Source organism: Rossellomorea sp. LJF3 (assembly GCF_037046045.1).
Taxonomy (GTDB): Bacteria; Bacillota; Bacilli; order Bacillales; family Bacillaceae_B; genus Rossellomorea.
The window spans coordinates 1-24,289 of the sequence record NZ_JBANLY010000019.1 but is presented as its reverse complement, the minus strand read 5'-3'; the positions used below and the strand labels follow the sequence as shown (position 1 = coordinate 24,289).

The 24,289-nt window shown below is 44.0% G+C and carries 28 protein-coding genes; 16 read left to right on the top strand and 12 right to left on the bottom strand.

Features of this window, described 5'->3' with window-relative positions; translation table 11 throughout:
• Window positions 1-192: 192 nt before the first annotated feature.
• The 4 genes from V8G47_RS16185 to V8G47_RS16170 all read left to right on the top strand — a co-directional run bounded on the left by V8G47_RS16185 (window position 193) and on the right by V8G47_RS16170 (window position 5,542).
• The gene (locus tag V8G47_RS16185; protein ID WP_336201031.1) at window positions 193-2,244 is read left to right on the top strand and encodes a catalase; all 2,052 of its coding nucleotides are present in this window, start codon (window positions 193-195) and stop codon (window positions 2,242-2,244) included.
• 179 nt (window positions 2,245-2,423) lie between these two features.
• Window positions 2,424-2,582, top strand: a complete 159-nt coding sequence (locus tag V8G47_RS16180) for a hypothetical protein (protein WP_336201030.1) — start codon at window positions 2,424-2,426, stop codon at window positions 2,580-2,582.
• Between the two features lie 98 nt (window positions 2,583-2,680).
• Window positions 2,681-3,109, top strand: coding sequence for a hypothetical protein (locus tag V8G47_RS16175; RefSeq protein ID WP_336201029.1), 429 nt, complete (start codon window positions 2,681-2,683; stop codon window positions 3,107-3,109).
• Between the two features lie 297 nt (window positions 3,110-3,406).
• On the top strand, window positions 3,407-5,542 hold the full coding sequence (locus tag V8G47_RS16170; RefSeq protein WP_336201028.1) for an ATP-dependent Clp protease ATP-binding subunit: 2,136 nt from the start codon (window positions 3,407-3,409) through the stop codon (window positions 5,540-5,542).
• 146 nt (window positions 5,543-5,688) lie between these two features.
• On the opposite strand, the gene V8G47_RS16165 is transcribed toward V8G47_RS16170, so the two are convergent.
• A complete protein-coding gene (locus V8G47_RS16165) occupies window positions 5,689-6,201 on the bottom strand; it encodes a CBO0543 family protein (RefSeq protein ID WP_336201027.1) in 513 nt (170 codons plus the stop codon).
• A gap of 113 nt (window positions 6,202-6,314) precedes the next feature.
• Window positions 6,315-7,058: a Cof-type HAD-IIB family hydrolase gene (locus tag V8G47_RS16160; protein ID WP_442970868.1), complete on the bottom strand. Its 744-nt coding sequence runs from the start codon at window positions 7,056-7,058 to the stop codon at window positions 6,315-6,317.
• Between the two features lie 159 nt (window positions 7,059-7,217).
• On the opposite strand from V8G47_RS16160, the gene V8G47_RS16155 reads away from it, so the two are divergent.
• Complete coding sequence (locus V8G47_RS16155) at window positions 7,218-7,529, top strand: MGMT family protein (protein ID WP_336201025.1); 312 nt, start codon at window positions 7,218-7,220, stop codon at window positions 7,527-7,529.
• A 16-nt stretch (window positions 7,530-7,545) separates the two neighbouring features.
• Here V8G47_RS16155 and V8G47_RS16150 read toward each other — a convergent pair whose 3' ends face one another.
• Window positions 7,546-7,725, bottom strand: coding sequence for a hypothetical protein (locus V8G47_RS16150; protein WP_336201024.1), 180 nt, complete (start codon window positions 7,723-7,725; stop codon window positions 7,546-7,548).
• Window positions 7,726-7,956: 231 nt separating this feature from the next.
• Between V8G47_RS16150 and V8G47_RS16145 the strand changes: the two genes are divergently transcribed.
• The 3 genes from V8G47_RS16145 (at window position 7,957) to V8G47_RS16135 (ending at window position 13,156) form a co-directional block, all read left to right on the top strand.
• A complete protein-coding gene (locus V8G47_RS16145; protein ID WP_336201023.1) occupies window positions 7,957-8,751 on the top strand; it encodes a cyanophycinase in 795 nt (264 codons plus the stop codon).
• 15 nt (window positions 8,752-8,766) lie between these two features.
• On the top strand, window positions 8,767-11,394 hold the full coding sequence (gene cphA, locus V8G47_RS16140; RefSeq protein ID WP_336201022.1) for a cyanophycin synthetase: 2,628 nt from the start codon (window positions 8,767-8,769) through the stop codon (window positions 11,392-11,394).
• A 193-nt stretch (window positions 11,395-11,587) separates the two neighbouring features.
• Window positions 11,588-13,156 (top strand): IS1182 family transposase, encoded by a 1,569-nt coding sequence (locus tag V8G47_RS16135; RefSeq protein ID WP_336201021.1) that lies wholly within the window; start codon window positions 11,588-11,590, stop codon window positions 13,154-13,156.
• 109 nt (window positions 13,157-13,265) lie between these two features.
• On the opposite strand, the gene V8G47_RS16130 is transcribed toward V8G47_RS16135, so the two are convergent.
• The 4 genes from V8G47_RS16130 to V8G47_RS16115 all read right to left on the bottom strand — a co-directional run bounded on the left by V8G47_RS16130 (window position 13,266) and on the right by V8G47_RS16115 (window position 16,480).
• Window positions 13,266-14,888, bottom strand: coding sequence for an ABC1 kinase family protein (locus V8G47_RS16130; protein ID WP_336201020.1), 1,623 nt, complete (start codon window positions 14,886-14,888; stop codon window positions 13,266-13,268).
• A 200-nt stretch (window positions 14,889-15,088) separates the two neighbouring features.
• The gene (locus V8G47_RS16125; protein WP_336201019.1) at window positions 15,089-15,274 is read right to left on the bottom strand and encodes a YfhD family protein; all 186 of its coding nucleotides are present in this window, start codon (window positions 15,272-15,274) and stop codon (window positions 15,089-15,091) included.
• 103 nt (window positions 15,275-15,377) lie between these two features.
• A complete protein-coding gene (locus tag V8G47_RS16120; RefSeq protein WP_079531092.1) occupies window positions 15,378-15,503 on the bottom strand; it encodes a YfhE family protein in 126 nt (41 codons plus the stop codon).
• A gap of 71 nt (window positions 15,504-15,574) precedes the next feature.
• Window positions 15,575-16,480: a TIGR01777 family oxidoreductase gene (locus V8G47_RS16115; protein WP_336201018.1), complete on the bottom strand. Its 906-nt coding sequence runs from the start codon at window positions 16,478-16,480 to the stop codon at window positions 15,575-15,577.
• A gap of 91 nt (window positions 16,481-16,571) precedes the next feature.
• Between V8G47_RS16115 and recX the strand changes: the two genes are divergently transcribed.
• Both recX and V8G47_RS16105 read left to right on the top strand, forming a co-directional pair.
• A complete protein-coding gene (recX, locus tag V8G47_RS16110; RefSeq protein WP_336201017.1) occupies window positions 16,572-17,378 on the top strand; it encodes a recombination regulator RecX in 807 nt (268 codons plus the stop codon).
• A 40-nt stretch (window positions 17,379-17,418) separates the two neighbouring features.
• On the top strand, window positions 17,419-17,832 hold the full coding sequence (locus V8G47_RS16105) for a hypothetical protein (protein WP_336201016.1): 414 nt from the start codon (window positions 17,419-17,421) through the stop codon (window positions 17,830-17,832).
• A gap of 41 nt (window positions 17,833-17,873) precedes the next feature.
• Here V8G47_RS16105 and V8G47_RS16100 read toward each other — a convergent pair whose 3' ends face one another.
• Window positions 17,874-18,545 carry an SDR family NAD(P)-dependent oxidoreductase gene (locus V8G47_RS16100; protein WP_336201015.1) on the bottom strand — a complete coding sequence of 224 codons (672 nt, stop codon included), beginning with the start codon at window positions 18,543-18,545 and terminating at the stop codon, window positions 17,874-17,876.
• 476 nt (window positions 18,546-19,021) lie between these two features.
• On the opposite strand from V8G47_RS16100, the gene V8G47_RS16095 reads away from it, so the two are divergent.
• Window positions 19,022-19,348 (top strand): YfhH family protein, encoded by a 327-nt coding sequence (locus V8G47_RS16095; protein WP_336201014.1) that lies wholly within the window; start codon window positions 19,022-19,024, stop codon window positions 19,346-19,348.
• Window positions 19,349-19,385: 37 nt separating this feature from the next.
• Here the strand turns inward: V8G47_RS16095 and V8G47_RS16090 are convergent, their stop codons facing one another.
• The gene (locus tag V8G47_RS16090) at window positions 19,386-19,544 is read right to left on the bottom strand and encodes a YpzG family protein (protein WP_079531087.1); all 159 of its coding nucleotides are present in this window, start codon (window positions 19,542-19,544) and stop codon (window positions 19,386-19,388) included.
• A 31-nt stretch (window positions 19,545-19,575) separates the two neighbouring features.
• Window positions 19,576-19,740 carry a small, acid-soluble spore protein K gene (locus tag V8G47_RS16085; RefSeq protein ID WP_034762570.1) on the bottom strand — a complete coding sequence of 55 codons (165 nt, stop codon included), beginning with the start codon at window positions 19,738-19,740 and terminating at the stop codon, window positions 19,576-19,578.
• 151 nt (window positions 19,741-19,891) lie between these two features.
• Between V8G47_RS16085 and V8G47_RS16080 the strand changes: the two genes are divergently transcribed.
• A complete protein-coding gene (locus V8G47_RS16080; RefSeq protein WP_060673395.1) occupies window positions 19,892-20,167 on the top strand; it encodes a YfhJ family protein in 276 nt (91 codons plus the stop codon).
• A 43-nt stretch (window positions 20,168-20,210) separates the two neighbouring features.
• Here V8G47_RS16080 and V8G47_RS16075 read toward each other — a convergent pair whose 3' ends face one another.
• Window positions 20,211-21,197: a metal-dependent hydrolase gene (locus V8G47_RS16075; RefSeq protein WP_336201013.1), complete on the bottom strand. Its 987-nt coding sequence runs from the start codon at window positions 21,195-21,197 to the stop codon at window positions 20,211-20,213.
• Between the two features lie 87 nt (window positions 21,198-21,284).
• On the opposite strand from V8G47_RS16075, the gene V8G47_RS16070 reads away from it, so the two are divergent.
• Together V8G47_RS16070 and mutY are read left to right on the top strand one after the other, a co-directional pair.
• Complete coding sequence (locus tag V8G47_RS16070; RefSeq protein ID WP_336201012.1) at window positions 21,285-21,593, top strand: hypothetical protein; 309 nt, start codon at window positions 21,285-21,287, stop codon at window positions 21,591-21,593.
• Window positions 21,594-21,642: 49 nt separating this feature from the next.
• Window positions 21,643-22,749 (top strand): A/G-specific adenine glycosylase, encoded by a 1,107-nt coding sequence (gene mutY, locus V8G47_RS16065; protein ID WP_336201011.1) that lies wholly within the window; start codon window positions 21,643-21,645, stop codon window positions 22,747-22,749.
• Between the two features lie 32 nt (window positions 22,750-22,781).
• Here mutY and V8G47_RS16060 read toward each other — a convergent pair whose 3' ends face one another.
• Window positions 22,782-23,006 (bottom strand): hypothetical protein, encoded by a 225-nt coding sequence (locus V8G47_RS16060; protein WP_336201010.1) that lies wholly within the window; start codon window positions 23,004-23,006, stop codon window positions 22,782-22,784.
• 105 nt (window positions 23,007-23,111) lie between these two features.
• Here V8G47_RS16060 and fabL point away from each other — a divergent pair, with 105 nt between their 5' ends.
• Together fabL and V8G47_RS16050 are read left to right on the top strand one after the other, a co-directional pair.
• Window positions 23,112-23,855 carry an enoyl-[acyl-carrier-protein] reductase FabL gene (gene fabL / locus V8G47_RS16055; protein WP_336201009.1) on the top strand — a complete coding sequence of 248 codons (744 nt, stop codon included), beginning with the start codon at window positions 23,112-23,114 and terminating at the stop codon, window positions 23,853-23,855.
• 76 nt (window positions 23,856-23,931) lie between these two features.
• Window positions 23,932-24,138: a gamma-type small acid-soluble spore protein gene (locus tag V8G47_RS16050; protein WP_034762583.1), complete on the top strand. Its 207-nt coding sequence runs from the start codon at window positions 23,932-23,934 to the stop codon at window positions 24,136-24,138.
• Window positions 24,139-24,289: the final 151 nt, after the last annotated feature.

Here is a 24,289-nt window from a genome sequence, read left to right as displayed (position 1 = left end):
ACAAAACATTGTTACGTTACTTTAGATTCAGTTTAACAGAACAATGTTACGCAGTAAAGGGGAGAATGGTAAAATTTAAAAAATCATAGGTCCCGAACTTTCCAAAAAATGTTTAGCCAAACACATGAAGGGTACTAGTTAATCAGAATGTTTTACATAGTAAACATTAATAAGTATGAGAGGGATGAAAGAATGGGAGACGATCGTCGTACGAAGGTGAATGGTAAAAGTAAAGATGAACAGCTTGAACAGTATAGAGTCGAGGACGAAGGAAAGCATCTTACAACCAATCAAGGACTGAAGGTATCGGAGGATGAGTTTTCTCTGAAAGCCGGAGAGCGTGGACCTACTTTAATGGAGGATTTCCACTTCCGTGAGAAGATGACCCACTTCGACCATGAACGGATCCCTGAACGGATTGTCCATGCTCGCGGATTTGCGGCACATGGGGAGTTCGAACTCTATGACTCCATGAAAGAATATACGAGGGCTAAATTTCTTCAGGACACGTCGACGAAGACACCTGTATTTGTCCGCTTTTCCACAGTGGCGGGATCCAGGGGTTCTGCGGAGGCTGTACGCGATGCACGGGGATTTGCCACTAAATTTTATACAGAAGAGGGGAATTATGATCTGGTGGGGAACAATATTCCCGTATTCTTCATTCAGGATGCGATCAAATTCCCGGATCTTGTTCATGCGGTTAAACCTGAGCCACATAATGAAATGCCTCAGGCTGCATCTGCCCACGACACATTCTGGGACTTTATTGCAAACAATCAGGAGTCCGCTCATATGGTCATGTGGGCCATGTCCGATCGGGCGATTCCCCGCAGCTTCCGGATGATGGAAGGTTTCGGTGTCCATACATTCCGCCTGGTGAACGAGGAAGGGAAAGCCCATTTCGTTAAATTCCACTGGAAACCGGTACTCGGAACACACTCACTCGTTTGGGATGAAGCACAGAAGATTAACGGGAAAGACCCTGATTTCCACCGCCGTGATCTATACGAATCCATCGAGGGAGGGGACTTTCCGGAGTATGAGCTGGGTGTTCAGCTCATCAAAGAGGAAGATGAGTTTAACTTTGACTTTGACGTCCTCGATCCTACGAAGTTATGGCCGGAAGAGGAAATCCCTGTGAAGATCGTCGGGAAAATGACCTTGAACCGCAATGTGGACAATGTGTTTGCCGAAACGGAGCAGGCGGCATTCCATCCTGGATCAGTCGTGCCTGGAATCGATTTCTCCAATGATCCGTTGTTGCAGGGACGCTTATTCTCCTACACGGATACACAATTGATCCGTCTTGGGGGACCGAACTTCCACGAGCTTCCGATCAATAGACCTGTGTGCCCATTCCATAATAACCAGCGTGATGGATACGGCCGCCATACGATCAATAAAGGACAGGTCAGCTATCATAACAATTCACTGGCTCAGAATACTCCTGCCCCTGCTTCGGAGGAAGAAGGCGGGTACACCCACTATCAGGAAAAGATGGAGGGCAGGAAAGTACGTACAAGAAGTGAAAGCTTCAAGGACCACTTCTCACAGGCGACGCTATTCTGGAACAGCATGAGTAAACCGGAGAAGGAGCATATCATTCAAGCCTTCAGTTTTGAACTGGGAAAAGTGAAAAGTAAATCGGTTCAGAAACAAATCGTCGATATGTTTGCGAACGTCAGTCGCGATCTGGCAAAAGGTTTTGCAGAAGCGATCAATATAGAAGTTCCTGAAGGAGAAGGATCGAAGGTAACGAAATCTTCACCGGCTTTAAGTCAGGAAAATACGAAGAAGAAGCCGGCTACCCGTAAAGTCGGTGTCATCGTAGGAAATGGCTTCAAAGGAGAAGAAGTGAACAGTGTCCTCTCTGCCCTTAAAGAAGAAGGGGTTCAGCCTGAAATCATCAGTGACAAACTGGGGACCCGCAAAGGTGATGACGGTACAGAGCTTGAAGTGGACCATACATTCTTAACGGGAGAATCAGTCTTATTCGACAGCCTGTACGTTGTAGGTGGAGAAAACGTAGATAAAAAATTCTCTCAAGATACCACCTACTTTGTAAAAGAAGCGTATTCTCACTTTAAACCGATCGGTGCCACCCATGAAGGTTTACACTGGCTGGAAGAAGCAGGTGTCAAGGGTTCAGGTGTTGTAACCGGGGAAGACATGAAGTCATTTGCCCAGGAATTCACCGCAGCCATCGCAGCACATCGTCATTGGGATCGTGAATTAGTATAAGGATAGTAGATATATGAACGGGGAAATGCTAGACCTGCTTCCAGGTCTAGCATTTTTTTTGGTTAAAATAGCCCTTTTTACTAGAAAATAGACGTTTATATCATTCGAAACTAGCAGTACATACATATGATAGCCATGTAAGGTGAGTTACAAGTACTGAATAAGTGAGGTGATTATGGATGGGTGCCGGTCATTCTCATGACGAATTTGATTTTTACAGCTTGCTTTTAGTTCTGTTAATTGTAGCTTTTCTAGTTCTACTTGCAATTAACCCTCTAGCAGCATTGATTGTTGGAATCGCAATTCTGGTTCTACTTGCCGTTGGTGCAATTAGCTAAGATTTAAAGATTGATCATTCCTTGAAGACGAGAAAAGGATTCTCGGTTTCAAGGAATACCATTACATTGAAGTATGCAAAAAGATGGAGGGGAAATCGATGAGTGAAAAAAACAATCCACTAGAAGGACTTATGGATTTAATCAATCAGTATACAAAAGAAGATGCGAGTAAGCTGGATCTGGAATCTACAAAAGAAAAATTAAGTTCACTGTTGAATGTGGATCACCTCAAAGGACTGTTAGATTCTCAAGAAAAAGGTTCTCTCGATGCACTTGGTTCATTAGGAAACTTAGGAAGAATGGCAAACGTGATGAATATGATCCCAATGGTTGAAAAGGTGGTGAATCAACGTATGTATAAAAAACCATGTGAATCCTACAAGCATGATGATTGTAAAAAAGACAAGCATCAAGATATCAAAGATCTTCTAAAAGAAATTCTGGACGAACTGAAAAAGATTAAAAAATGCACTTGCCATAAGAAGAAGCATGAGTGCTACAAAGACAAATGGGAGCATTGGTATTAATAGAGTCGGCGAATATGCCGGCTTTTTTTTTGCGTATTTAGGGAGTGGAATATCAATAAATCAATTATTTGATTTTTCTATTCCACCCTACTATACTCTTCAATCAACGGGAAACTTGAATCTAAGCAAAAATTTCCATAAGCAAAAATATTGAAAGTCAAAAAAGGTCAAAGTATACTGTATTTATAAGGTCAAATAAAGTCAAAGTCAAAGATAGTCAAATTTTAATTAGACCTTAAACATACCCCAATTAACAAACCATTTTATATATAAGAAGACAACAGGAGGTCATGTTTCATGAAATGCCAAGTATGTCATCATAATCAAGCAACAGTTGAAGTGTATACGCAACTGAATGGTAAGAAATCCAGTATGAAAATGTGTTCTGCTTGCTTTCAAAAGCAGCAGGCCCCTTCTGGTATTCACGGAGGTTTCCCGTTTGATGAGTTGTTCAAAGGTATGAGCATGGGTGGCAGTCCCGACCATGGATTCCAAAGCCAGCAGCCATCTTCATCAGCCCAAGCGAAAGGTGGGAATGGAGGAAACGGCATCCTAGATCAGTTCGGGCGTAATGTCACTGGAGCAGCTAAAGCCGGCTTGATCGATCCGGTTATCGGGCGTGACAAAGAAGTGGATCGTGTGATTGAAATTCTGAACCGCCGCAATAAAAACAATCCGGTACTGATCGGTGAGCCCGGTGTCGGGAAAACAGCCATTGCGGAGGGATTGGCACGTAAAATCGTAGCAGGTGATGTGCCGTCAAAATTATTAAACAAAGAAGTATATGTGATGGATGTTGCTTCCTTGACAGCTGGTACAGGTGTACGGGGATCATTCGAGGAACGATTGAAAGCCATCATCAGTGAATTGCAAGATCGTGAGAACGTCATGCTGTTCATCGATGAGATCCATCAATTAGTGGGAGCAGGTTCTGCAGAAGGATCCATGGATGCAGGGAATATCCTAAAACCGGCGCTTGCACGCGGTGAACTGCAGGTGATTGGGGCGACAACCCTTAAAGAGTATCGTCAAATCGAAAAAGATGCGGCACTCGAACGTCGTTTCCAGCCTGTCTTGGTCAATGAGCCTACACCGGAAGAGGCAATTGAAATTCTCAAGGGTTTAAAAACCCGCTATGAAGACTATCATGGGGTGGAATTTACAGACGAGAGCATCGAGGCTTGTGTGAAATTGTCACACCGTTATATACAGGACCGATTCCTGCCTGATAAGGCGATTGATCTGATGGATGAGGCAGGTTCAAAAGTGAACCTTCTATCTGAAGGCAAGGATAAAACGGCCATTCACAAAAAATTACATGAAGTAAGAGTGAAGAAAGAGCAGGCTACGAAAGAAGAAAACTATGAGCAGGCAGCAATCCTAAGGGATGAGGAAGCGTCCTTGGAGAAACAGCTTGGCCAGGAATCCTCTGATTCAAAGGCACTTGTAGAAAAGGACTTGATCCAGGCCATCATTGAAACCAAAACAGGCATCCCTGTAGGAAAGCTTCAAAGTGATGATCGCAAGCGGATGAAATCGCTTGAAGAAAACCTTGCTCATAAAGTGATCGGACAGGATGAAGCGGTGAAAAAAGTGGCGAAAGCCATCCGACGCAGCCGGGCAGGCTTGAAAGCGAAGCACCGTCCGATCGGAACATTCCTATTTGTCGGACCGACGGGTGTAGGGAAAACAGAATTAACGAAGACATTGGCAGAAGAGTTGTTTGGATCTAAAGATTCCATGCTCCGTTTGGATATGAGTGAGTATATGGAGAAACACTCTGTGTCTAAACTGATCGGATCTCCTCCTGGTTATGTGGGTCACGAAGAATCCGGTCAACTGACGGAGAAAGTAAGAAGAAATCCGTACTCCATCATACTTCTGGATGAAATTGAAAAAGCACACCCGGATGTGCAGCATATGTTCCTGCAAATTCTTGAAGACGGCCGTCTTACGGATAGTCAGGGCAGAACGGTAAGCTTCAAAGAGACTGTGATCATCATGACAAGTAACGCCGGTGTGACGGATAAGAAGGAAGCCGTGGTCGGTTTCAATACCGGAGGCACAGATGCCATCAAAGAAACGAATATCCTTCAATCGCTGGGTGCCTACTTTAAGCCGGAATTCCTGAACCGATTTGATAGTATCATTGAATTCGAATCTCTGGAAAAGGCTGAGCTGCTGCAAATTCTTGATTTGATGCTGAATGAATTGCAGGACGAGCTCAAGGAGCAGGGGATTAACGTGAAAATTGACGGGGAAGCGAAGCACAAACTCGTGGAACTCGGATATCACCCTGCATTTGGTGCAAGACCATTGCGCCGGGTGATCCAGGAAAGAGTGGAAGATAAGATTGCCGACTTCCTTCTTGATGAAGAAGGCGTAACGGAACTGACCGTATCAGTTGAAAATGATGAGATTATCGTAAAATAAAAAGAGGAAGGAACATCCGGAATCGGGTGTTCCTTTCTCTTTATTCTTTTCGTTTCAAAATGGCGATATAAATGGCCATCATTATATATACCCCTAGAATCGAGATTATAAATACAGGTGTGGAAAAGGAAGTCATGAAAACACCCTCACTTTAATTCATGAAAAGATGGATGGAAAATCAACAATAGGATGCCGATGATGGGAACAGAAATGATGAGTGCAAGCAGCGGTTTTTTGTGATGTAACCCCAAAATGGTAAACATGATGATATTAAATACAGCAGACCATCCTAAATTCCAGCCATTTTCGTAAAGGAAAAGGCCTTTTTTATGAAATAAATACTCTAGAAATGTAAAGTAAGCGATCCAGCTTGAGACGTAAATGATCTTCTTTTTCCGGTAGGGGAAATAACGGAGATAGATCATGATCACCACTGGAATGATGAAGAAGGTAAAAACAAAATCGATCAACGTATGATTCAGCCAGTCTACCGTCACGGCCTTATACTTCCATAGGGTGTGGTTATAAAAAATCACGTTATAGGTGAGGTTGCAGATCATATAAAATTGCACCGTCGGATAATAGTCCTTCCAGCGTTTCCAATCAATAAAGAACTTTGCAAAAAGTAAATAAACGACAACGATCAGTATTAGATACATAATAGGGTACAATCCTTGTTTTTTCCATTAGTATAGACGTAACGGGAAAGGAATAGACCCGGTTGAAAGAGAAAGTGCCTGATTCAATAGAGAATCAGGCACTTCTACATTAGTCAGTTCATTTCCTTCAGTACTTTATCGATTGCCTGAGCGACACCGTGATCGGTATTGATCCCTGTCACCCAGTCCGCTGCTTCTTTCACTGCTTCCTGAGCGTTGCCCATGGCCACACCGAATCCTGCTTCACGGATCATCGCGATGTCATTCATACTGTCCCCGACTGCCATGACTTGATCCATCGAAAGGTCCAGCCATTTACACACCTTCACCAGGGCAGCCGCCTTATTGACCCCTGCAGGATTGATTTCGATGTTGGTGGGTGAGGAATTCGTAATTTCAAGTGCCTCATTCTTCACCAGTTCGTCCAGCATGACTTTGCGGACATCATCATCCTGGATATCAAAGCCAAATTTCAGCCAATTATAAGATTCGATATCCTGCTCAAAAGGTTTCCTGCTATTGAATAAGCCTTGGGAAGTGGAAGACCAGAAATACACATCATGCTCTTCTTTAAGCGCCCATAGCTGCTTTACAAGATCAACATCAAGGGGAATGCGGTCTACAAGATTGTACTCATGATCGTAGATTTCCCCGCCATTCACGGTGACAAGGTATGATGAGCGACCCAGCTCATCTGAAATGTCCCTGCATGTAAAAAGGGAGCGTCCGGTACTCAGGACAACGTGGATTCCCTTATCCTTTGCCCGCTGAATGGCTTGTTCGTTTTCAGGGGATACCTCGCCCTCATGGTTGACGAGTGTCCCATCCATATCCAGTGCAATCAGTTTAATATCCATTCTTATCACGTCCTTCTTTTCATTCATATACAGTTTAATATAAAGGGAGGGAATCTTCTAGGAACGTGACTTGATGAAGACAAGATTTCATATATTCCGGACTTCCCATTTACATAAGGGTGATTCATAATTGAGAGGGAAAAGGGGAGGTGAACATGCATGAAGCCGTTTACCGAACGAGCGGTGAACATCATAGCCAACATTCCTCCGGGAAAGGTCATGACATACGGACAAATTGCGAAGCTTGCGGGCAGTCCGAGGGCGGCAAGGCAGGTCGTGAGGATTCTCCACTCCATGAGTGAAAAGCATACACTCCCCTGGCACAGGGTTCTAAACAGCAAAGGGGAAGTCGGGTTTCGTGATGAGGAACAAATGATGACCCAAAGGCTGTCCCTGGAAGCGGAAGGAGTCCACTTTATAGGGAATAACCGGATAGATCTGGGGAAATATCAGCATCAGCCTGAATCATAGAACACTTATTGAAGTTTCAATCAACCAAGCCGAAAATAAGGGCAAATAAAGTCATAAGCACTGTGAAACCGATAATCACATAACCGATGATCCGGATCCCGAGTGGAAGACTGCCCTTTTCGGGATCCACGGGTGCCCCTTCGATTTTAGACATATGGTCGGTCACATCATTAAACGGTACTTTACGATTTGTCATGATATCCCTCCTGTAAATATTTTACTATATATTTGAGATCGAAGAAAGCGACCTTATAGCAAGAAGACCAGGTTTTCACCTTAACAAGGAATGGACTAAGTCATTTTCTGTTTTTATATAGGTTTAATCTTTGGTAAACAAGGGTATAGAAGCTTTGTTGAACACAAAATATATTTTTAATTTTCTGAAATATTTTTGGAAATTAAATGAGAGCGAAGAGGTTGATGGAGGATGGCAAAAGGTGATTTGCTGATCATTGGGGGCAACGAGGATAAAACGGATGAGAAGGTCATCTTATCGAAGTTCGCTTCATTATGTCAAAATAGACAAGGTCCGATTGGGATCGTTACGACTGCTACAGCTTATCCGGAAGAAGTGGGAAATGAATACGCAAGCTTGTTTCACGCGCTTCATGGAACAAAACCACTATTGCTCCATCTGGATTCACGCGAGAAAGCGGATGATCCTGAATTGATTGAGCAGCTTTCCTCCCTATCGGGGTTATTCATGACAGGCGGAGATCAACTCAGACTCACGAGCCTGCTGGGAGGGACAACCTTCTATAAACACTGTATCAAGGAATGGAAGGAAGGTCTGGTCATAGGCGGGACCAGTGCCGGGGCTGCCGTCATGAGCAGGTTGATGATCATATCTTCCAAAATCTCAAAAAAACAGGATGTCTCAATCCTCGAAATGGGCTCTGGCTTCGGATTTCTCGAAGACGTTATCATAGATCAGCACTTTTCCCAGCGTGACAGATTTTCAAGGCTGATGAGGGCGATTGCATTGAACCCTCAAATCATCGGGGTGGGGATCGATGAAAATACAGCGATTTGGGTCAACAGTGAACAGAATCAATTTGAAGTGATCGGTGAATTCAATGTGAGCATTTTCGATGGGAAAACGTCTTCCTATATAGATGTTGCTGAAAATAAAGAGAACATGACCATATCAGATATTCGTTTTCACACATTGGGTGAGGGCGCGATCTTTGATTTAACCAAAAGGGAATTAATTATATCTTAAGGAGAGAACATTTAAATGAAAATCAATCGCGTCAACTACTTATCCGGTCCTAACTTATACAGCTTCAAGCCAACGATCTGCATTGAACTCGATATAGAGGAATTCGAAGAGAAGCCCTCCAATCGATTGGAAGGGTTTACCGACACATTGCTGAAGGTCATGCCATCCCTGTTCACACACACCTGTTCACGGGGATATGCAGGGGGATTTGTGGAACGCTTGAATGAAGGGACGTGGATGGGTCACATCCTTGAACATATCGCACTGGAAATCCAGCATCTGGCGGGAATCACTGTAAAACGCGGCAAAACGATCACGAGCGAACGGAAAGGGATTTATTTCGTGACATACGATTACGTGGAAAAGAAGTCCGGATATTATGCGTTTACAGCAGCGATGGAAATCGTAGAGGCCATTCTCGAGCATAAAGAGGTCAGTGCCGAGCCTTACATATCAGAAACGTCTGATCTATATCATCTGCATAAAATGGGGCCGAGTACAGAGGCCATCTTTCAAGCTGCAAAAGCCCGGAAGATACCAGTCGAAAGAACGGGAACAAACAGCCATTTAAGGCTCGGGACCGGTAAGAAACAAAAATTCGTACAGGCGACAATTTCAAGTCAATCCTCTTATCTCGCTGTAGAGGATTCCTGTGATAAAGATGCGACGAAAATGTTATTGAAGAGTGCGGGTCTGCCGGTTCCTGAGGGGGATGTGATTTCAAACGAGTACGAGCTTCTTCAGTCTGCGGGAAAAATCGGTTTCCCACTCGTAATCAAACCTGTCAATGGGCGCCAGGGACAAAATATCGTGACGGATATCCAGAATGAACTTGATCTGTTAACGGCCTTCCGCTGTGTATACAGTGAAGGGACTGAATATATCATTGAACGTTATTATAAAGGAAAGGATTACCGATTTCTTGTCGTGAATAATGAACTCATTGCAGCCAGTCTTCGCCAGCCTCCAACGGTGATAGGTGACGGGAGACAAACAATTAAGGAATTAATTGAAAGCGAAAACAAAAATCCTTTGCGTGGAGAAGGACATGAGAAAGCCATGAGCAGAATTCCCCTGGATGAACGAACCGTTGTTCATCTGGAAAAGGAAGGACACTCCCTGGATACGGTCCTTAAAATGGGACAAAGTCTTGAAGTATTGGGGAATGCGAACCTTTCAACCGGTGGTTCAGCCATTGACGTGACAGATGATGTTCATCCTCATTACCGCAAGATGGCAGAAGGAGCTGCGGTTGCCATTGGTCTTGACATTGCCGGAATCGATATCCTTTCAACGGATGTAACCGTCCCATTCGAAAAGGGAGCTGCAGCCATCCTTGAAGTGAATGCTGCGCCTGGGATCCGGATGCACCATTATCCTTCAGAAGGAAAAAGCCGGGACGTCGGGGGGGCGATCGTGGACTATTTATTCGCAAATCGTGAGGAAGCGGCCATCCCGATAGTCGCTGTGACAGGAACGAACGGTAAGACAACGACTTGCCGGTTGGTCTCCCACTTATTACAAAAGGAGGATGTAACCGTAGGCTATACTTGCTCTGACGGGGTTTGGATCGCCGAACAACAGATCGATGAAGGCGATTGCAGCGGTCCGAAAAGCGCCAGGAAAGTCCTCTCCCACCCTGGTGTGGACGTTGCCGTACTTGAAACGGCCAGAGGCGGCATGCTGAGGGAAGGTCTGGCTTTCAGGCACTGTAATGTGTCCATCATCACCAATATCAGTGAAGATCATCTGGGATTGAATGGCATAGATACGCTAGAGGATTTACAAAAGCTGAAGCAGACAGTGGCCGAAGTGGTTTTACCAGGAGGATCGTGCGTATTGAATGCGGATGACCCGAGATGTGTCGAAATGGCCACTCAAACGTATGGAAAGGTTGTCTATTTCTCATTATTTCTTTCAAATCCAGTGATACATGAGCATATTGAAAATGGGAATGAGGCTTGGTACATGGATGAAGGATGGATCATGCATACCTGTGAGGGGAAAACGGAACGGTTTTTGCCGGTCTCCCATATTCCCATCACCATCAATGGAGCTGCCAGGTATAATGTCTTGAATGTGCTTGGTTCTCTTGCTGCCGCCCACTCCTTAGGGCGCCCACTCTCCGAACTTCGGAGCAAGGTGATCAGTTTTCTGCCGACTGAAAATCAAAATCGTGGACGGTTCAATGTTCAAATCGTACAAGGAAGAACCATCATTGTTGACTATGCCCATAATCCAGCAGGCTTAAGGGCATTATACGATACCATTGCCCATCTGAAGGATGGAAGGGTCATCACGGTTGGCTCAGCTGCGGGAGATCGGAAAGATGAAACGATTCAGGAAATGGGAAGGATTTTTGGAAAGCACTCTGATATCTTCATTATCAAGGAAGATCTTAATTTAAGGGGCAGGACACCGGGAGAAACCATCCATTTGCTTACCAGAGGGGTGAATGAATCCAAAGCACATCCAACGGTTCATGTACAACCTGAGGAAATCCATGCTTTGTTCATGGCGTGGGAGATGTCAAAGCCGGGTGACACCTTACTGTTTCTGTATGATGACTATGCATCGATTCAAACCTTTATGGATTCTGTAATGAAGAGCTCAGTATCAAGGAAATTTCAGAGGGCTGAATAGAACCGAAATTCGACACCACGCGTATAGTATAGAGAAAGAGGTTGGGACAAAACCCTCCTCTGAAATGAAAAAGCCGGTGAAATTTTACAACAAGTAAAATTTCACCGGCTTTGATTATTTTTAAATTAAAATAAGGACCTCTTCTGATAAAATAAAGTTACCACACAAAATCTCATCGGAAAGAAGGGTCCTTATGTTTAAAGATTATACCATGAATCAGATCGTTTTGCCTTTAGATTTAGAAATGAAATTACAAGAAAACGATATTGCCATCCATGTCCATCATTTAGTTGAAAGTATCCCTCATAAAGTGTTCGAACCATTTCTTCGAAATGAAGGGTGTCCCGCCTACCATCCTCGCATGATGCTTAAGATTATCTTATGTGCCTATTCACAATCGGTCTTTTCAGGACGCAAAATTGAAGCCCTTTTAAAAGATAGTATTCGTATGATGTGGCTAGCACAAGGATATGAACCAAGTTATCGAACCATTAACCGATTCCGTGTTCAACCCGAAGTGAAAGAAGTCATTCGCGAATGTTTCGTCCAATTCCGGTGCCAATTGGTGGAAGAAAAACTGATTGATCAAGAAGCGATATTTATTGATGGCACAAAGATTGAAGCGAATGCCAATAAATTCACTTTTGTATGGAAGAAATCCATTGAAAGATACCATGCAAGTTTAATTGAAAAATCAAATGAGCTATACACTGAGCTTCTAAAAAGTGAAATCATACCTGAAATAGAACGGGAAACCTCTGAACAATTGTCTGTGGAAGAACTCGCTCAAATGGTTCAAAAAGTAGACGAAGTCGTAACCAAATTTGATAAACAAATTGAAGCTACCTCGGACATTCCGAAACGAAAAGCTTTAAGAGCTGAACGCAAACATCCAAAACAAGTCCGTAAAAAACTGATTGATTTTATCTTGCGCAAACAGAAATACCAACAAGACTTAGAGACCTTTGGAACACGTAATAGTTATTCTAAAACAGATACCGATGCGACGTTCATGCGAATGAAAGATGATTATATGAAGAACGGACAATTGAAAGCTGGTTATAATGTACAAATCGCCACGGAAGGTCAATACACCTTAGCCTATAGCTTGTTTTCAAACCCAACAGATACCCGAACCTTAATTCCATTTCTAGATAGAATTGAGCAAGATTATTTCGAATTGCCAAAGCACATCGTCGCAGATGCGGGTTATGGAAGTGAACAAAATTATAACGATATCCTTTCAAATAGAAAACGAGAAGCACTTATTACGTATAACTTGTATCTAAAGGAACAAAAGAAAAAATATAAACAAAACTTATTTAACCCTGACAACTGGGAGTATGAAAAAGAAACGGATACATATATTTGCCCTAATCAAAAACGTCTTGAATTTCAGCATTATTCTACTCGCCATGACCGTACAGGCTTTGAACGGAAGTTCAAGATCTATGAGTGCGAAGACTGCTTGGGGTGCCCTTTTCGTTCATCATGTACCAAAGCAAAAGAAGGCAATAATCGAAAACTGATGGTGAATGAAAAGTGGGAGCAGCAAAAAGAATATGTAAGATCGAAGCTTTCAGAGGAGAAAACAGGAGCCATCTATCGAAAACGTAAAATCGATGTGGAGCCAGTTTTTGGATTCTTGAAGGCTAATTTGCGTTTCACTCGATTTTCCGTACGAGGAAAATCGAAGGTTGAAAATGAAATGGGAATCGCGTTAATGGCAGTGAATTTGAGAAAATTCATTGCCAACAACTAATCTTCAGATGAATTTACACGAGAAAATAAAAAAGGTGAATTTGAGCACGCTCAAATTCACCTTTTTTTCAGTTAGAAACTAGTTTTGTCCCAGCCTCTTTTGTTTTACCTTAATACATTTGCCCATTTTTCAATTTCTTTAACCAGTTTCTTTGCCTTGTGGCATTCACCCAATACACTGCGACACCAAATCCGGCCAGGGCAAAGCTACCTTGCCAGATAACCTCCATACCGAACGCCAGTCCTGAGAATCCCCCGAGGCAGCCTGCAAGTATAAGGACAAATGCCTGCTTTTTTTGACTCTCGAATAGTTTGAATTGAAACCCGTTTAACTGATGATGATCCTTTTGTTCCAGTGCTTTTTCCGGTATATCCAACAACTGCCGTACTTTTTGAACGGTCTGAAAAAGAGGTTGGGCGCTGACCCATTTCATAAGAAGCTCCCATTTGTTCGTGTTCCCATCCTTCACCCAATCCATAAAGGCTGGTGTAACGATCTCAAGGGTCTCCTCATTCGGATTCAATGTGTGGACAAGTCCTTCAATGGTGGCAAAGGATCGCCCTAAAAAGATAAAGCGGGTCGGAACCTGCACAGGAAGTGATTTCACCATATCGTTGATTTCCTTTTTTACTGATATCAGGTCCATCTGTTTAAACTGCTCCATATCCAGCGTGACAAATTCCTTTAGCACAGGCTCAATCGTCTTCGGACTTGCGTCTGGAAGCAGGAATCCCAATTCGGCAAGAGCTTCTGAAGCTTTCCGGAAATTCTTTAGAAGAACCCCTTCGAGAAGATCTTGGAAATGAGCTGAATCCCTTTTAGAAATTTCCCCGATCATCCCGTAATCCAATAAAACGAAAGTACCATCCGGCTGAAGCAGAATGTTCCCGGCATGGGGATCTGCATGGAAGATTCCGGGCTCGAGCCACTGAGGGAGGAAGAGTCGGAATAGTTCCTGTGCAAGCTTCTGGCCATTCAGTCCATACAACTCAATCGCTTCTCTATCATTCAATCGAACCCCGTCGACCCATTCCATCACCAATACTTTATCTGTACAGAGTTCAGGGTACATAGTCGGGATCTTCACATTGGCATGATCTTTAAACCTCCGTTTAAAGGTCATGGCGGTACTCATTTCTTTGGAAAAGTCGAGCTCCTGCTCAATGACCTGCTTCAATTCTCTATATAGCATTTTAAAATTAATGAACCCCTTTGGCATGGGAGCAAAATGCCTGGCAAACCATATGATGATGGACAATGTCCGGAAATCAGTCTTCACAAGTGAAGGGATTTCCGGTCGCTGCACCTTGATGGCCGCTTCTTTGCCATCAAGCAATGTCGCTTTGTACACTTCCCCGATGGAAGCCGAGGCGATGGCTTCTTGATTGATGCTCAGTACCTTGGAAGAAACGGGGCCACCCCATGCCCCTTCAAGAACTGATTCAATCTTTTCCCATGGTGAAGGAGGTACATGGTCAACCAAGTCCTGAATTTGATTGATGAACCCTTTCGGAAGCAGATCCTCTCGTATACTCAACAGTTGTCCAACTTTGATCAACACGCCATTCAGTTCAAAAAGGGTTTCTTTGAACTCTTTCCCGATTTGTTCCCAAAGCTTTTCTTTTTCCCATTGGGACTTACCCCGCAGCCGGTACCAGTAGACCCTGACCACTATTGATAAGGCGAGTGATAATACCTTCCACATTCTCCAAAGCTTGTTCTCTGACTTCATCATTTCATCCCCCGTAAACGGATATCTATCTGTATTATGTAATACGTGTGGGAAATTAGAAAGTTTCTGTTTTCGTATTTTCAGACAGTGAGGGGGTGAAGGTCTATGGATTAAGAGTTGAAAAAGCCCCATGCTGTCACAGCGTGGGGCTTTTTAAAAGCTGAATTCCTCAAACCCGACTTTTTAACAAACGGGATTCACTATTGGTTTTTCTTCACTCGTGCACGCTGGTTTGCAGCGTTCGCCCGGGCTTGGGCTTCCATATCTGCCTGGTCGGCAAGTTCAGCTGAGAACTCTTCGTCAACACCGTCAGATTTGAGCTGAGCGGGTGTTTGTGGCAGGCTGTTTTTATTTCCTCTTTTGCTATGGCCGCGTGATCTTCCCAATATAAACATCCCCTTTTGGTTAAAAAATAAAGGTACAGGATCCTTTGAAACCTGTACCTTTATCTTTCTTCAAAGTAAGGGCTTTTAGTTAGGTAATAATTGTCTATCTGTGGGCTTTGGAACTGAAACCGCCTGCACGATCAGCTGCTTTGAACTCCCTTGAGTATGTTACTTCCTGAGCGCTTGATAGAACCGATTTGTTTTTGTCTTTCTTTTTCTTATTATCCATTCCTATGTACATCCCTTCTTTTCAAGATTAATTCTATTTTTGCCGTGAAAAGGAAGGGACATACCCCTGACTTACTGATAAATATCAATGAGGGCACTTTTCAATTCGGGATATTGGAATTGAAAACCGTGTTCTGAGAGGACACTCGGAAGGACTTTTTGTCCTTCCAGTACGAGTGCGCTCATTTCGCCCATTGTCACTTTTAAAGCAAGGGAAGGGACCGGTATCCAGTGGGGCCTGCCAAGGACCGTCCCGAGTGTTTTTCCGAATTCTTTCATGGTGACAGGGGAAGGTGCGGTGACATTAACAGGTCCTGCAATCTCCTCCGTTTCGGCTACAAAATGCACGGCTCTCGCGATATCTTTGATGTGTACCCAGGACATCCACTGCTCACCAGAACCGACAGTACCCCCGACAAACATTTTATAGGGGAGGGCAATCCTTGGAAGGGCACCTTCCTCCTTGCCGAGAATGATACCGAATCGCGTATAGGCTACCCGTATGCCGATTTGTGTAGCTTTGGCTGCTTCCTTTTCCCATATTTGAACGGTTTCCCCGAGGAAATTGTCTGCAGTCTCAGTTGAGGCTTCCGTATAGGTATTCGTCTTGGAAGAAGGGTAATAGCCGATTGCGCTTGCGTTGATAAGGCAGGCGGGTTTCTCTTTCAGTGCTTTTATGATATTGATGACTTCCCCGGTTGAGTTGATCCGGCTGTTGATGATCCGTTTCTTGCGTTCTTCGGTCCATCTTCCGCTATTGATGGACTCTCCCGCAAGATTAATGAAGGTGTGAATTCCTTCGATCTCCTCTTCGGGTCTTGCCCCATCGGATAGCCATTTCACAAACGTCACACCTGGTCGCGCATCGTATTTATCCGGATTTCGGGTCAGGATCATCACTTCATGTTGGTGTTTGAGCAGTTCCTCAGTCAGAGCCTGGCCGACAAAACCTGTTCCACCTGTTATGGCAATCTTCATCATCATCCCTCCAGTTATACTTATTATTTTACCTATCTTCAGAATAAAAAACATATGTTGAATGTGTTAGGATTAAGATGAGGTGGAAAATATGGGTAAGATTACGAAAATAACGAAGCAAGTGAAGAACGATGAGCGTTACAATTTATTTATAGATGGAAAATATTCTTTCAGTGTCGATGAAGCGGTTCTTGCCAAGTTTCAGCTCAGAAAAGGGCTGGAGGTGGATGAGCTCGAGATTTCGGAGCTTCAATATGAAGACGATGTAAAAAAAGCATTCAATAAAGCCATTCAGTATCTGGCCTACAGGATGAGAACGGAAAAGGAAATCCGTGATCACCTGGAGGAAGGGGACCCTGAGGAAGGGGTCATCCAAGAAGTCATTCATAAATTAAATGAGATTAAATACATCAATGATTTAGAATTCGCCCACGCGTTTGTAGGTACCCAGATGAACACGTCTGACAAGGGGCCGACTTGGATCCGCGGGGAATTAAGAAGAAAGGGCGTAGGGGATTCCCATATTGAAGAAGCCCTGACCGCTTTCACCCAAGAAAAGCAGGTAGACAAAGCGGTCGCCTTGACAGAAAAGCTCCTTCATAAATATCGAAAAGATTCCAAGATGATTGCCAAGCAAAAGATTGAACAAAACATGATGAGGAAAGGGTATCCTGGCTCAGTCATGAAAATCGTATGGGAAACGGTCGAATCCGAACGGGATGATGATGAGAGATGGGATGCGGTTTATCATCAGGGGTTGAAGGCTCACAGAAAACTCAGTTCAAAATATGATGGATATGAGTATGTACAGAAAATGAAACAAACGTTGTATCGAAAAGGATTTTCAATGGAAGACATTGAAAGGCTGTTGGAAGAATTAAAAGAAAATGAAGAGTGATTTTTTTCATTATTAACGAGATGGGGAAAGGGAGAGTTCAGTGGAGATAGTTGCGATCCTGTTTGTTGTTGTCACCCTTCCGCTTATCATTGGGACAGGGAGAAAATTCAAGCTCTACGCTGGAGGGATAGTGATTGGTACTGCCCTCCTATTTCTCATAGGTGAATTGATTATAAAAGCGCAAACGGACTTCTTTTCATTAGGCAGGCAGGAGTGGTACAACCAGGGATTTGCTGAGGATATGGGAAAATGGGTCGTGCCCTTCTTCCTTCTCGGAGTGGCAATCTTCTTGATCCTGGTCAATATCAGGATGATTCAGCAGTTTTTAAAACGGAAGGATGGCATCCGCTGGGTTTGGATCGCCTTTGTTGTGGTCATTGATGTATTCGCATTATTCTTAGTCCCTATGCTATTATTTTTTGTGGCCTTTATGTTTTTCCCGTTTGCTCCTTAAATCAAGGCAGCCTTCGATGATCGAAGGCTGCCTTTTGTTGTTTATTTTTTTGATTCGATGACGATTTCATCTTTTTCCTGATATTCATTTACGATCGTATCCGCTACCTCTTTCGGAGAGCGGAGTCTTGACGTGTCACTGATATGATCACTGTTTTCCCAGAATGGAGTATCCATTCCACCCATATATGCATTCACGATGCGCAGGTCCGTGCCTTCGTATTCCTTTTGGAGGCTTTCCCCGAACCCTCTTAGGGCGAACTTGCTTGCTACATACAGGGACTCGTTTTTCTTTCCTCTGAGTCCGGCTGTGGAAATGATATTGATGATGGTGCTCTCCTGCTCCAGTTGAGGCAGCAGTGCCTTCGTTAACCGTATTGGCCCAAGGGCATTGGTTTCAAACATACTGATTAACTCATCGTCACTGGACTCCTCGAAAGGACCGAAATGGCCCACGCCTGCGTTATGTATGAGTAATTCAACCTTACGATCATTAAGGTGATTCCTGCAGAATTGTTGAATGTCATGAGGGGAGCGTATATCCAACGTTGCAAATGAAACCTGCCCGCCTATGTTTTCGATTTCTGTTCCAGTTTCCTTTAAACGGTCTTCTGTTCGACCAAGCAGGAAGATATGATATCCTTGCTGGCTAAGGAGCTTCCCCATTTCTTTCCCGAGGCCCGAGCCTCCACCTGTGATGATGGCTGTCTTCATGTTTAATCATCCTTTCTTATGCTTATCGGGGCTGACCAGTCGTCTCCGCTTTTCTTTGTCCAGCTCCGGGGCTTATAGGCTCGAGGTCATAAGGCAAGTCCACCAAAAAGGCAAAGAGCGCCTTTCCGGTGGATTTGCCTTATGCTTGTCGCCTCTGGGCAAAGCCCCTCCGCTTTTCTTATTGTCCAGCTCGAGCGGCTAGCCCCTCGAGGTCATAAGCCGTGATGGCCAAAATGGCAAAGAACGCCTTTTCAGCCATCCCGTCTTATGCTTGTCGGGGCTGACCAAGCCGCTTGCGCTTTTCTTATTGTCCAGCTCCGACTCCTAGTCCCTCGAGGTCATTTCCAATCAAGCAGTAGAGGGCAAAGGTCGCCCTCATCTGCTTGCTCGGAAATGCTAGTCGGGCCTGACCAGTCGTCTCCGCTTTTCTTATTGTATCATTTTCTCTATACTACTATTAGTAGAGGTGATGAGGAATGGAACAAGAGAGAAGATATAGTGAGATGACGGAGCATGAGTTACGGCAGGAGATTGCTTCGTTGAAGGAGAAGGCTAGAAAGGCTGAACAGCTTGGGGTTGTGAATGAGTTTGCCGTATTGGAGCGAAAGGCCCTTATGGCGCAGGCTTATCTGATGGATCCAAGTGCTTATAAGCCTGGTGGGATTTATGGGATCGAAGGAGATCCGGGCACTTATTTCAAAGTGGACTATCTCAATGGAGTCTTCGCCTGGGGGTACCGATTGGGCGGAGACGGGAAAGAAGAAGCTTTACCTATTTCCCTTCTAGCCGGGGAAAAGAAATAAGGAAGAGGTCCGTCAAGAGGGACGGACCTCGGAAGATCTAGGAACGCTTACGTGTCTGGTTCTCCAGAATGATTAAGTCTTGAGTTTGTGTGGTTTGTCCATTTGCCTGGGAATGGGCATGCTTCGGATTGTAGAATGCCTTGTTAAATGGACTGCTGTACTTATTTCGGTAGAAGTTGTTTTTCATGTTTCCCATCGTGACTACCCCCTAATCAAATTTCACTGTATTAAAGTGAGTCGTGATCTCTTTGTCCAGAAGATTTCATGCGTTCTTGAGGATGGGTGTTGATGGTGCCGTTAGCCCTTTTAGATGCATATTCCGCCTTTGCTCTCGGTTCACCTTCAAATTTATTGTTGTTCATGTTGGGGAACCCTGTCGATTTATTTCGCATAATGTGCCTCCTAAAAGGTGAAATTTACTGACTTATACCGTGAAGAAGCAAAGATTCACAACTAAGCTTAACCACGTACCCTTAGTATGGATGAAACGGTCGACATTATCATAAAAGTACAAACTAAATATATGGAAAAGGAGGAGACGATATGGAGTCAACATTCCACGAATTAACACAATTGCTAATTGAAAAAAATAATAAGCTTTCGTATGAAAAAGCGAGGACCTGGATTGAACTCGTATGGGAAGATTTCGAAGCAACATACGCGAAAGCAGGTTACGATTACAAAGGAAAAGCAGTGACGGAGAAAGTCGTCCGTCAATGGGTCAATACGTATGGTGAGCAAATCCATGAATTCGCCGCACAAAACCCGAAATACAAACACCTGATCGACGATAAAGAAGATGACGGTTTGGTACATTAAAGTGATGAGGGACGGACCTTTAAAAGGTCCGTCCCTCACTGCTTTAATCAATTAAAATGTCGATGTCCACTTTTGAGCGGAGTTTTTCTTCGCTGAAGACCCATCCTGTGTAGGAGCTGACGATGTTCAGGTCTTTATCTAGCTGCACGAGGGCGACGAATGGGTAGTGTCCGTTATTTCGATATCGCAGATCGATGAAGCGGACTTCATAATGGTCATCGTACTCATCCACTTCCCAGCGGTAAACCGGGGAAAAGGAGAGGAAGGCTGCCAGATTCTTATCTTTCCTGGCAGCGTCGATGATCGGACTGTCAGGTAGTTTTACGCGCTCGAATTTATCAAAGATCGTAATCGACCGCCTGAATGCCCGTGCCACATAATAATGCTCCTTCGTAACGATTGCCAGCCTCCACTGGAAAAATCGAATCGTAGGTGAAACGATGATCTTTTCAGCCTGGGGGATTCTTCGCTTCACCGCATTTTTCACTGCTTTTTGAACCTGGAATCTCAATACATAGTAAGCAAAAATGACAATATACATGACCAAAAAGGTTTTTCCCGGTGGAAAACCAAGACCCCACAAAATCAAGCCGACTACATGTATGGCGAATATGATCGCATCAAACGTGTTAATGACCCCTAAAGCGACCCATTTCGACGAGATCGGCCTGATGGCCTGGGTCCCATATGCGTTGAAAATGTCGACAAATACATGGAGGAATACGGCCACAAATGTCCAAATCCATAGATGAAGCAAATCAGCACCTGGAAAAAACGGATAAAGACAAGCAACAATTAAGAGCGGCCAGAGAACGACCGCAGGAATACTGTGGGTGGCCCCCCGGTGGTGACGGATATAAACCGCATTATTGCGCAATTTTAATACGGTATCGATGTCAGGAATTTGAGAGCCGATCACGGCTGCGACCAACACACTTTGAGAAGTGACTGCGCTTTCAGCTACGACGGGATCTAAAGTAGCCAATCCGCCGAGAGCGAAGCCCATGACGATATGAGTGCCTGTATCCAAAAAAAGTCCTCCCTTGGCTCGCATTTCTAAGATTTGTTTATGACGTTTCATTGGTGAACATGATATGGTTAAAAGGAGATTATTTCAATGAAAAACACTTTGCACATACATTTGGAATATGAAATCAAGCAGAATTCAAAGCCTCGATATAAGCAAATTATGACCAATATCGCAGAGACATTACCACAATATGATGCTTTCAACTTCCATTGGGAGAAGGCTGAAAATGATTCGAATCGCTATATCGAAACCTTTGCAGTTCCGACAGAATCCCATTTTCATGCGTTAAAACGTTTACGGATGTCCCGTCGTCATTTATTATTTGGATTATTGGACGAATGTATTTGTGGCGGGTTACAAGAAATAAACCTTGTCTGTCTAAAAACAGAGTACTAGTTATTTATTCCCTATTCAATGCAACAATTAACATCCTGGAGGTACAAAATTGAAAGAAGAGCCACTGAAACATATACAAACCATCAACCGTGAGGAATTTCAGAATGATTTGATCTCATGGTTTTCAAGAGAGCAACGCGATCTGCCGTGGAGGAAGGATCAAGATCCATATAAAGTATGGGTGTCAGAGATCATGCTTCAGCAAACAAGGGTGGATACGGTCATACCTTATTTTAACCGATTCATCGAGAAATTTCCTTCAATAGATGCCCTTGCTTCTGCGGATGAAGAGGATGTCCTGAAAGCGTGGGAAGGCCTCGGGTATTATTCGAGAGTCAGGAATCTGCAAACAGCCGTTAAAGAAGTGAATGAAAAGTATGAAGGAATCGTTCCGGATACGCCGAAAGAAATTTCGTCTTTAAAAGGGGTCGGTCCATACACGGCTGGGGCAATTTTAAGTATTGCTTACAGTAAACCTGAGCCTGCAGTAGACGGAAATGTGATGAGGGTATTTTCACGTATATTGTCCATATGGCTTGATATTGCCAAGCCTTCATCCAGAAAAGTGTTTGAAGAAGCAGTAAGGGAGCTGATTTCAAAAGAAAACCCCTCCTTTTTCAACCAGGCATTGATGGAACTTGGTGCTCTGATCTGTACACCGACATCCCCATCCTGTCTGCTTTGTCCCGTACGTGAGCACTGTCAGGCCTTTGAAGAAGGTGTTCAGACTGAACTCCCGATAAAATCGAAGAAAAAATCCGCCCGCAAGCTTAATATGGCGGCAGCCGTTCTTTTTACAGAAGATGACCGGGTCGTGATTCACAAACGCCCTGGTAAAGGATTGCTCGCTAACTTATGGGAATTCCCTAATTTCGAAATAGGAAATTCGGGCAGTGGTCGTACTCAATTGCTTGATCTAATAGAAGAAGAGTATAAAGTGGACTGCTCGTTAAAGGCCGGAGTTGTGACAAAGATACAGCATATATTCTCTCACATCGTTTGGGATATAGAAGTGTATGTCGGATCTGTAGACAGCAGCACTTTAGAAGGAAGCGAACTGATTGCCGTCACTCCATTTGAAATGGAAAAGTATGCTTTCCCTGTATCACATCAGAAAATCTGGCAGGAAACAGGAGCAGGGATACTGCAGAAATAGAAAGGAGCAGCGGGTTACGCTGCTCCTTCATTTCAGTCGTAACTTATCTTCGTACCATGGGTATAATCGGCTTCGCCACGATTCAATCCACCGCGGTTTTCGATTTCTTCGACAATTTCCCGGTGAATCGATTGTCCTTCTGCATTCAAATAAGGTACTATTTGTTGTAGTGAGTGATGAAAGAAAGCAAGTTCGCTTTTCTTCCATTCATCTTTTGGAATCATTGAAAGCTCGGTCATATCTCTGCCTACATACATAACTCATTCCTCCAATTTACTGATATGTTCTTATTAGTTTGCGTGTTCAGGGTTGCATTATGCTTTGGACCAATTGGAAAATGAAATTTGAAAGGATGAAGTATCATGAGTCAAAAAGTAGCATTAGTAACAGGAAGCAGCCGCGGTCTTGGAAGGGAAATCGCCATCCAGCTTGCAGAAAAAGGGTACGATATCGTCGTCAATTATGCCCGAAGTAAAAAAGGTGCACTTGAAACGGCTGAACAAGTTGAAAAGCTTGGCCGTAAAGCGTTTGTAGTCCGTGCGAATGTCGGGGATGTCGATAAAATCAAATCCATGTTCGAACAGATCAAAGAAGAGTTCGGCCGGTTGGATGTTTTGGTAAGCAACGCGGCATCAGGGGTATTGCGCCCTGTCATGGAGCTTGAAGAGTCTCATTGGGACTGGACGATGAATATCAACAGTAAAGCTCTATTATTCTGTGCACAGGAAGCAGCTAAATTAATGGATAAGGGTGGACGCATAGTGAGCATCAGCTCTTTGGGATCCATCCGTTATTTGGATAATTACACAACGGTGGGAGTTTCGAAAGCTGCCGTGGAAGCATTGACGCGTTATCTTGCGGTTGAACTTGCTCCTAGGGGCATCATCGTGAATGCCGTTTCCGGTGGTGCAATCGATACAGATGCACTCAAACACTTCCCTAATCGTGAAGAGCTCCTTGAGGATGCCCGCAGCAAAACGCCTGCAGGACGCATGGTCGAAATCGATGATCTTGTGAAGTCAGTCATGTTCCTCGTTTCGGACGATTCCTCAATGATCAGGGGACAAACGATCATCGTTGACGGAGGTCGTTCGCTGCTAGTTTGATGGAATTTTTTTCCTGAAATTAATCGAATAGTGAAATCCACGCTTGGTTATCTTAATAAGCGTGGAGGTGATTACAATGGCAAAACAACCAAACAAAACTCAATCTGGTACAAGCGTTCAACACGTGAAACAACAAAACGCTCAAGCTGGTCAAGCTCAGCAACAACAATACGGTACTGAGTTCGCTTCAGAAACGACAGCAGCTCAACACGTGAAGCAACAAAACCAACAAGCAGAAGCTAACAAAGCGAAAGCTTCTGGAAAATACGGTCAACAACAATAATTTCATTGTTCTTGACAGAGAAAGCACCCATTTCGATGGGTGCTCAGACTGTAGACAAACCCCACCTTCACTTTAACCGAAGGTGGGGTTTTCTGATATTTTAAAAGATTTTTCTCCTGTTTCTAGGCTGGACATGGCCCTCGCCATGTCC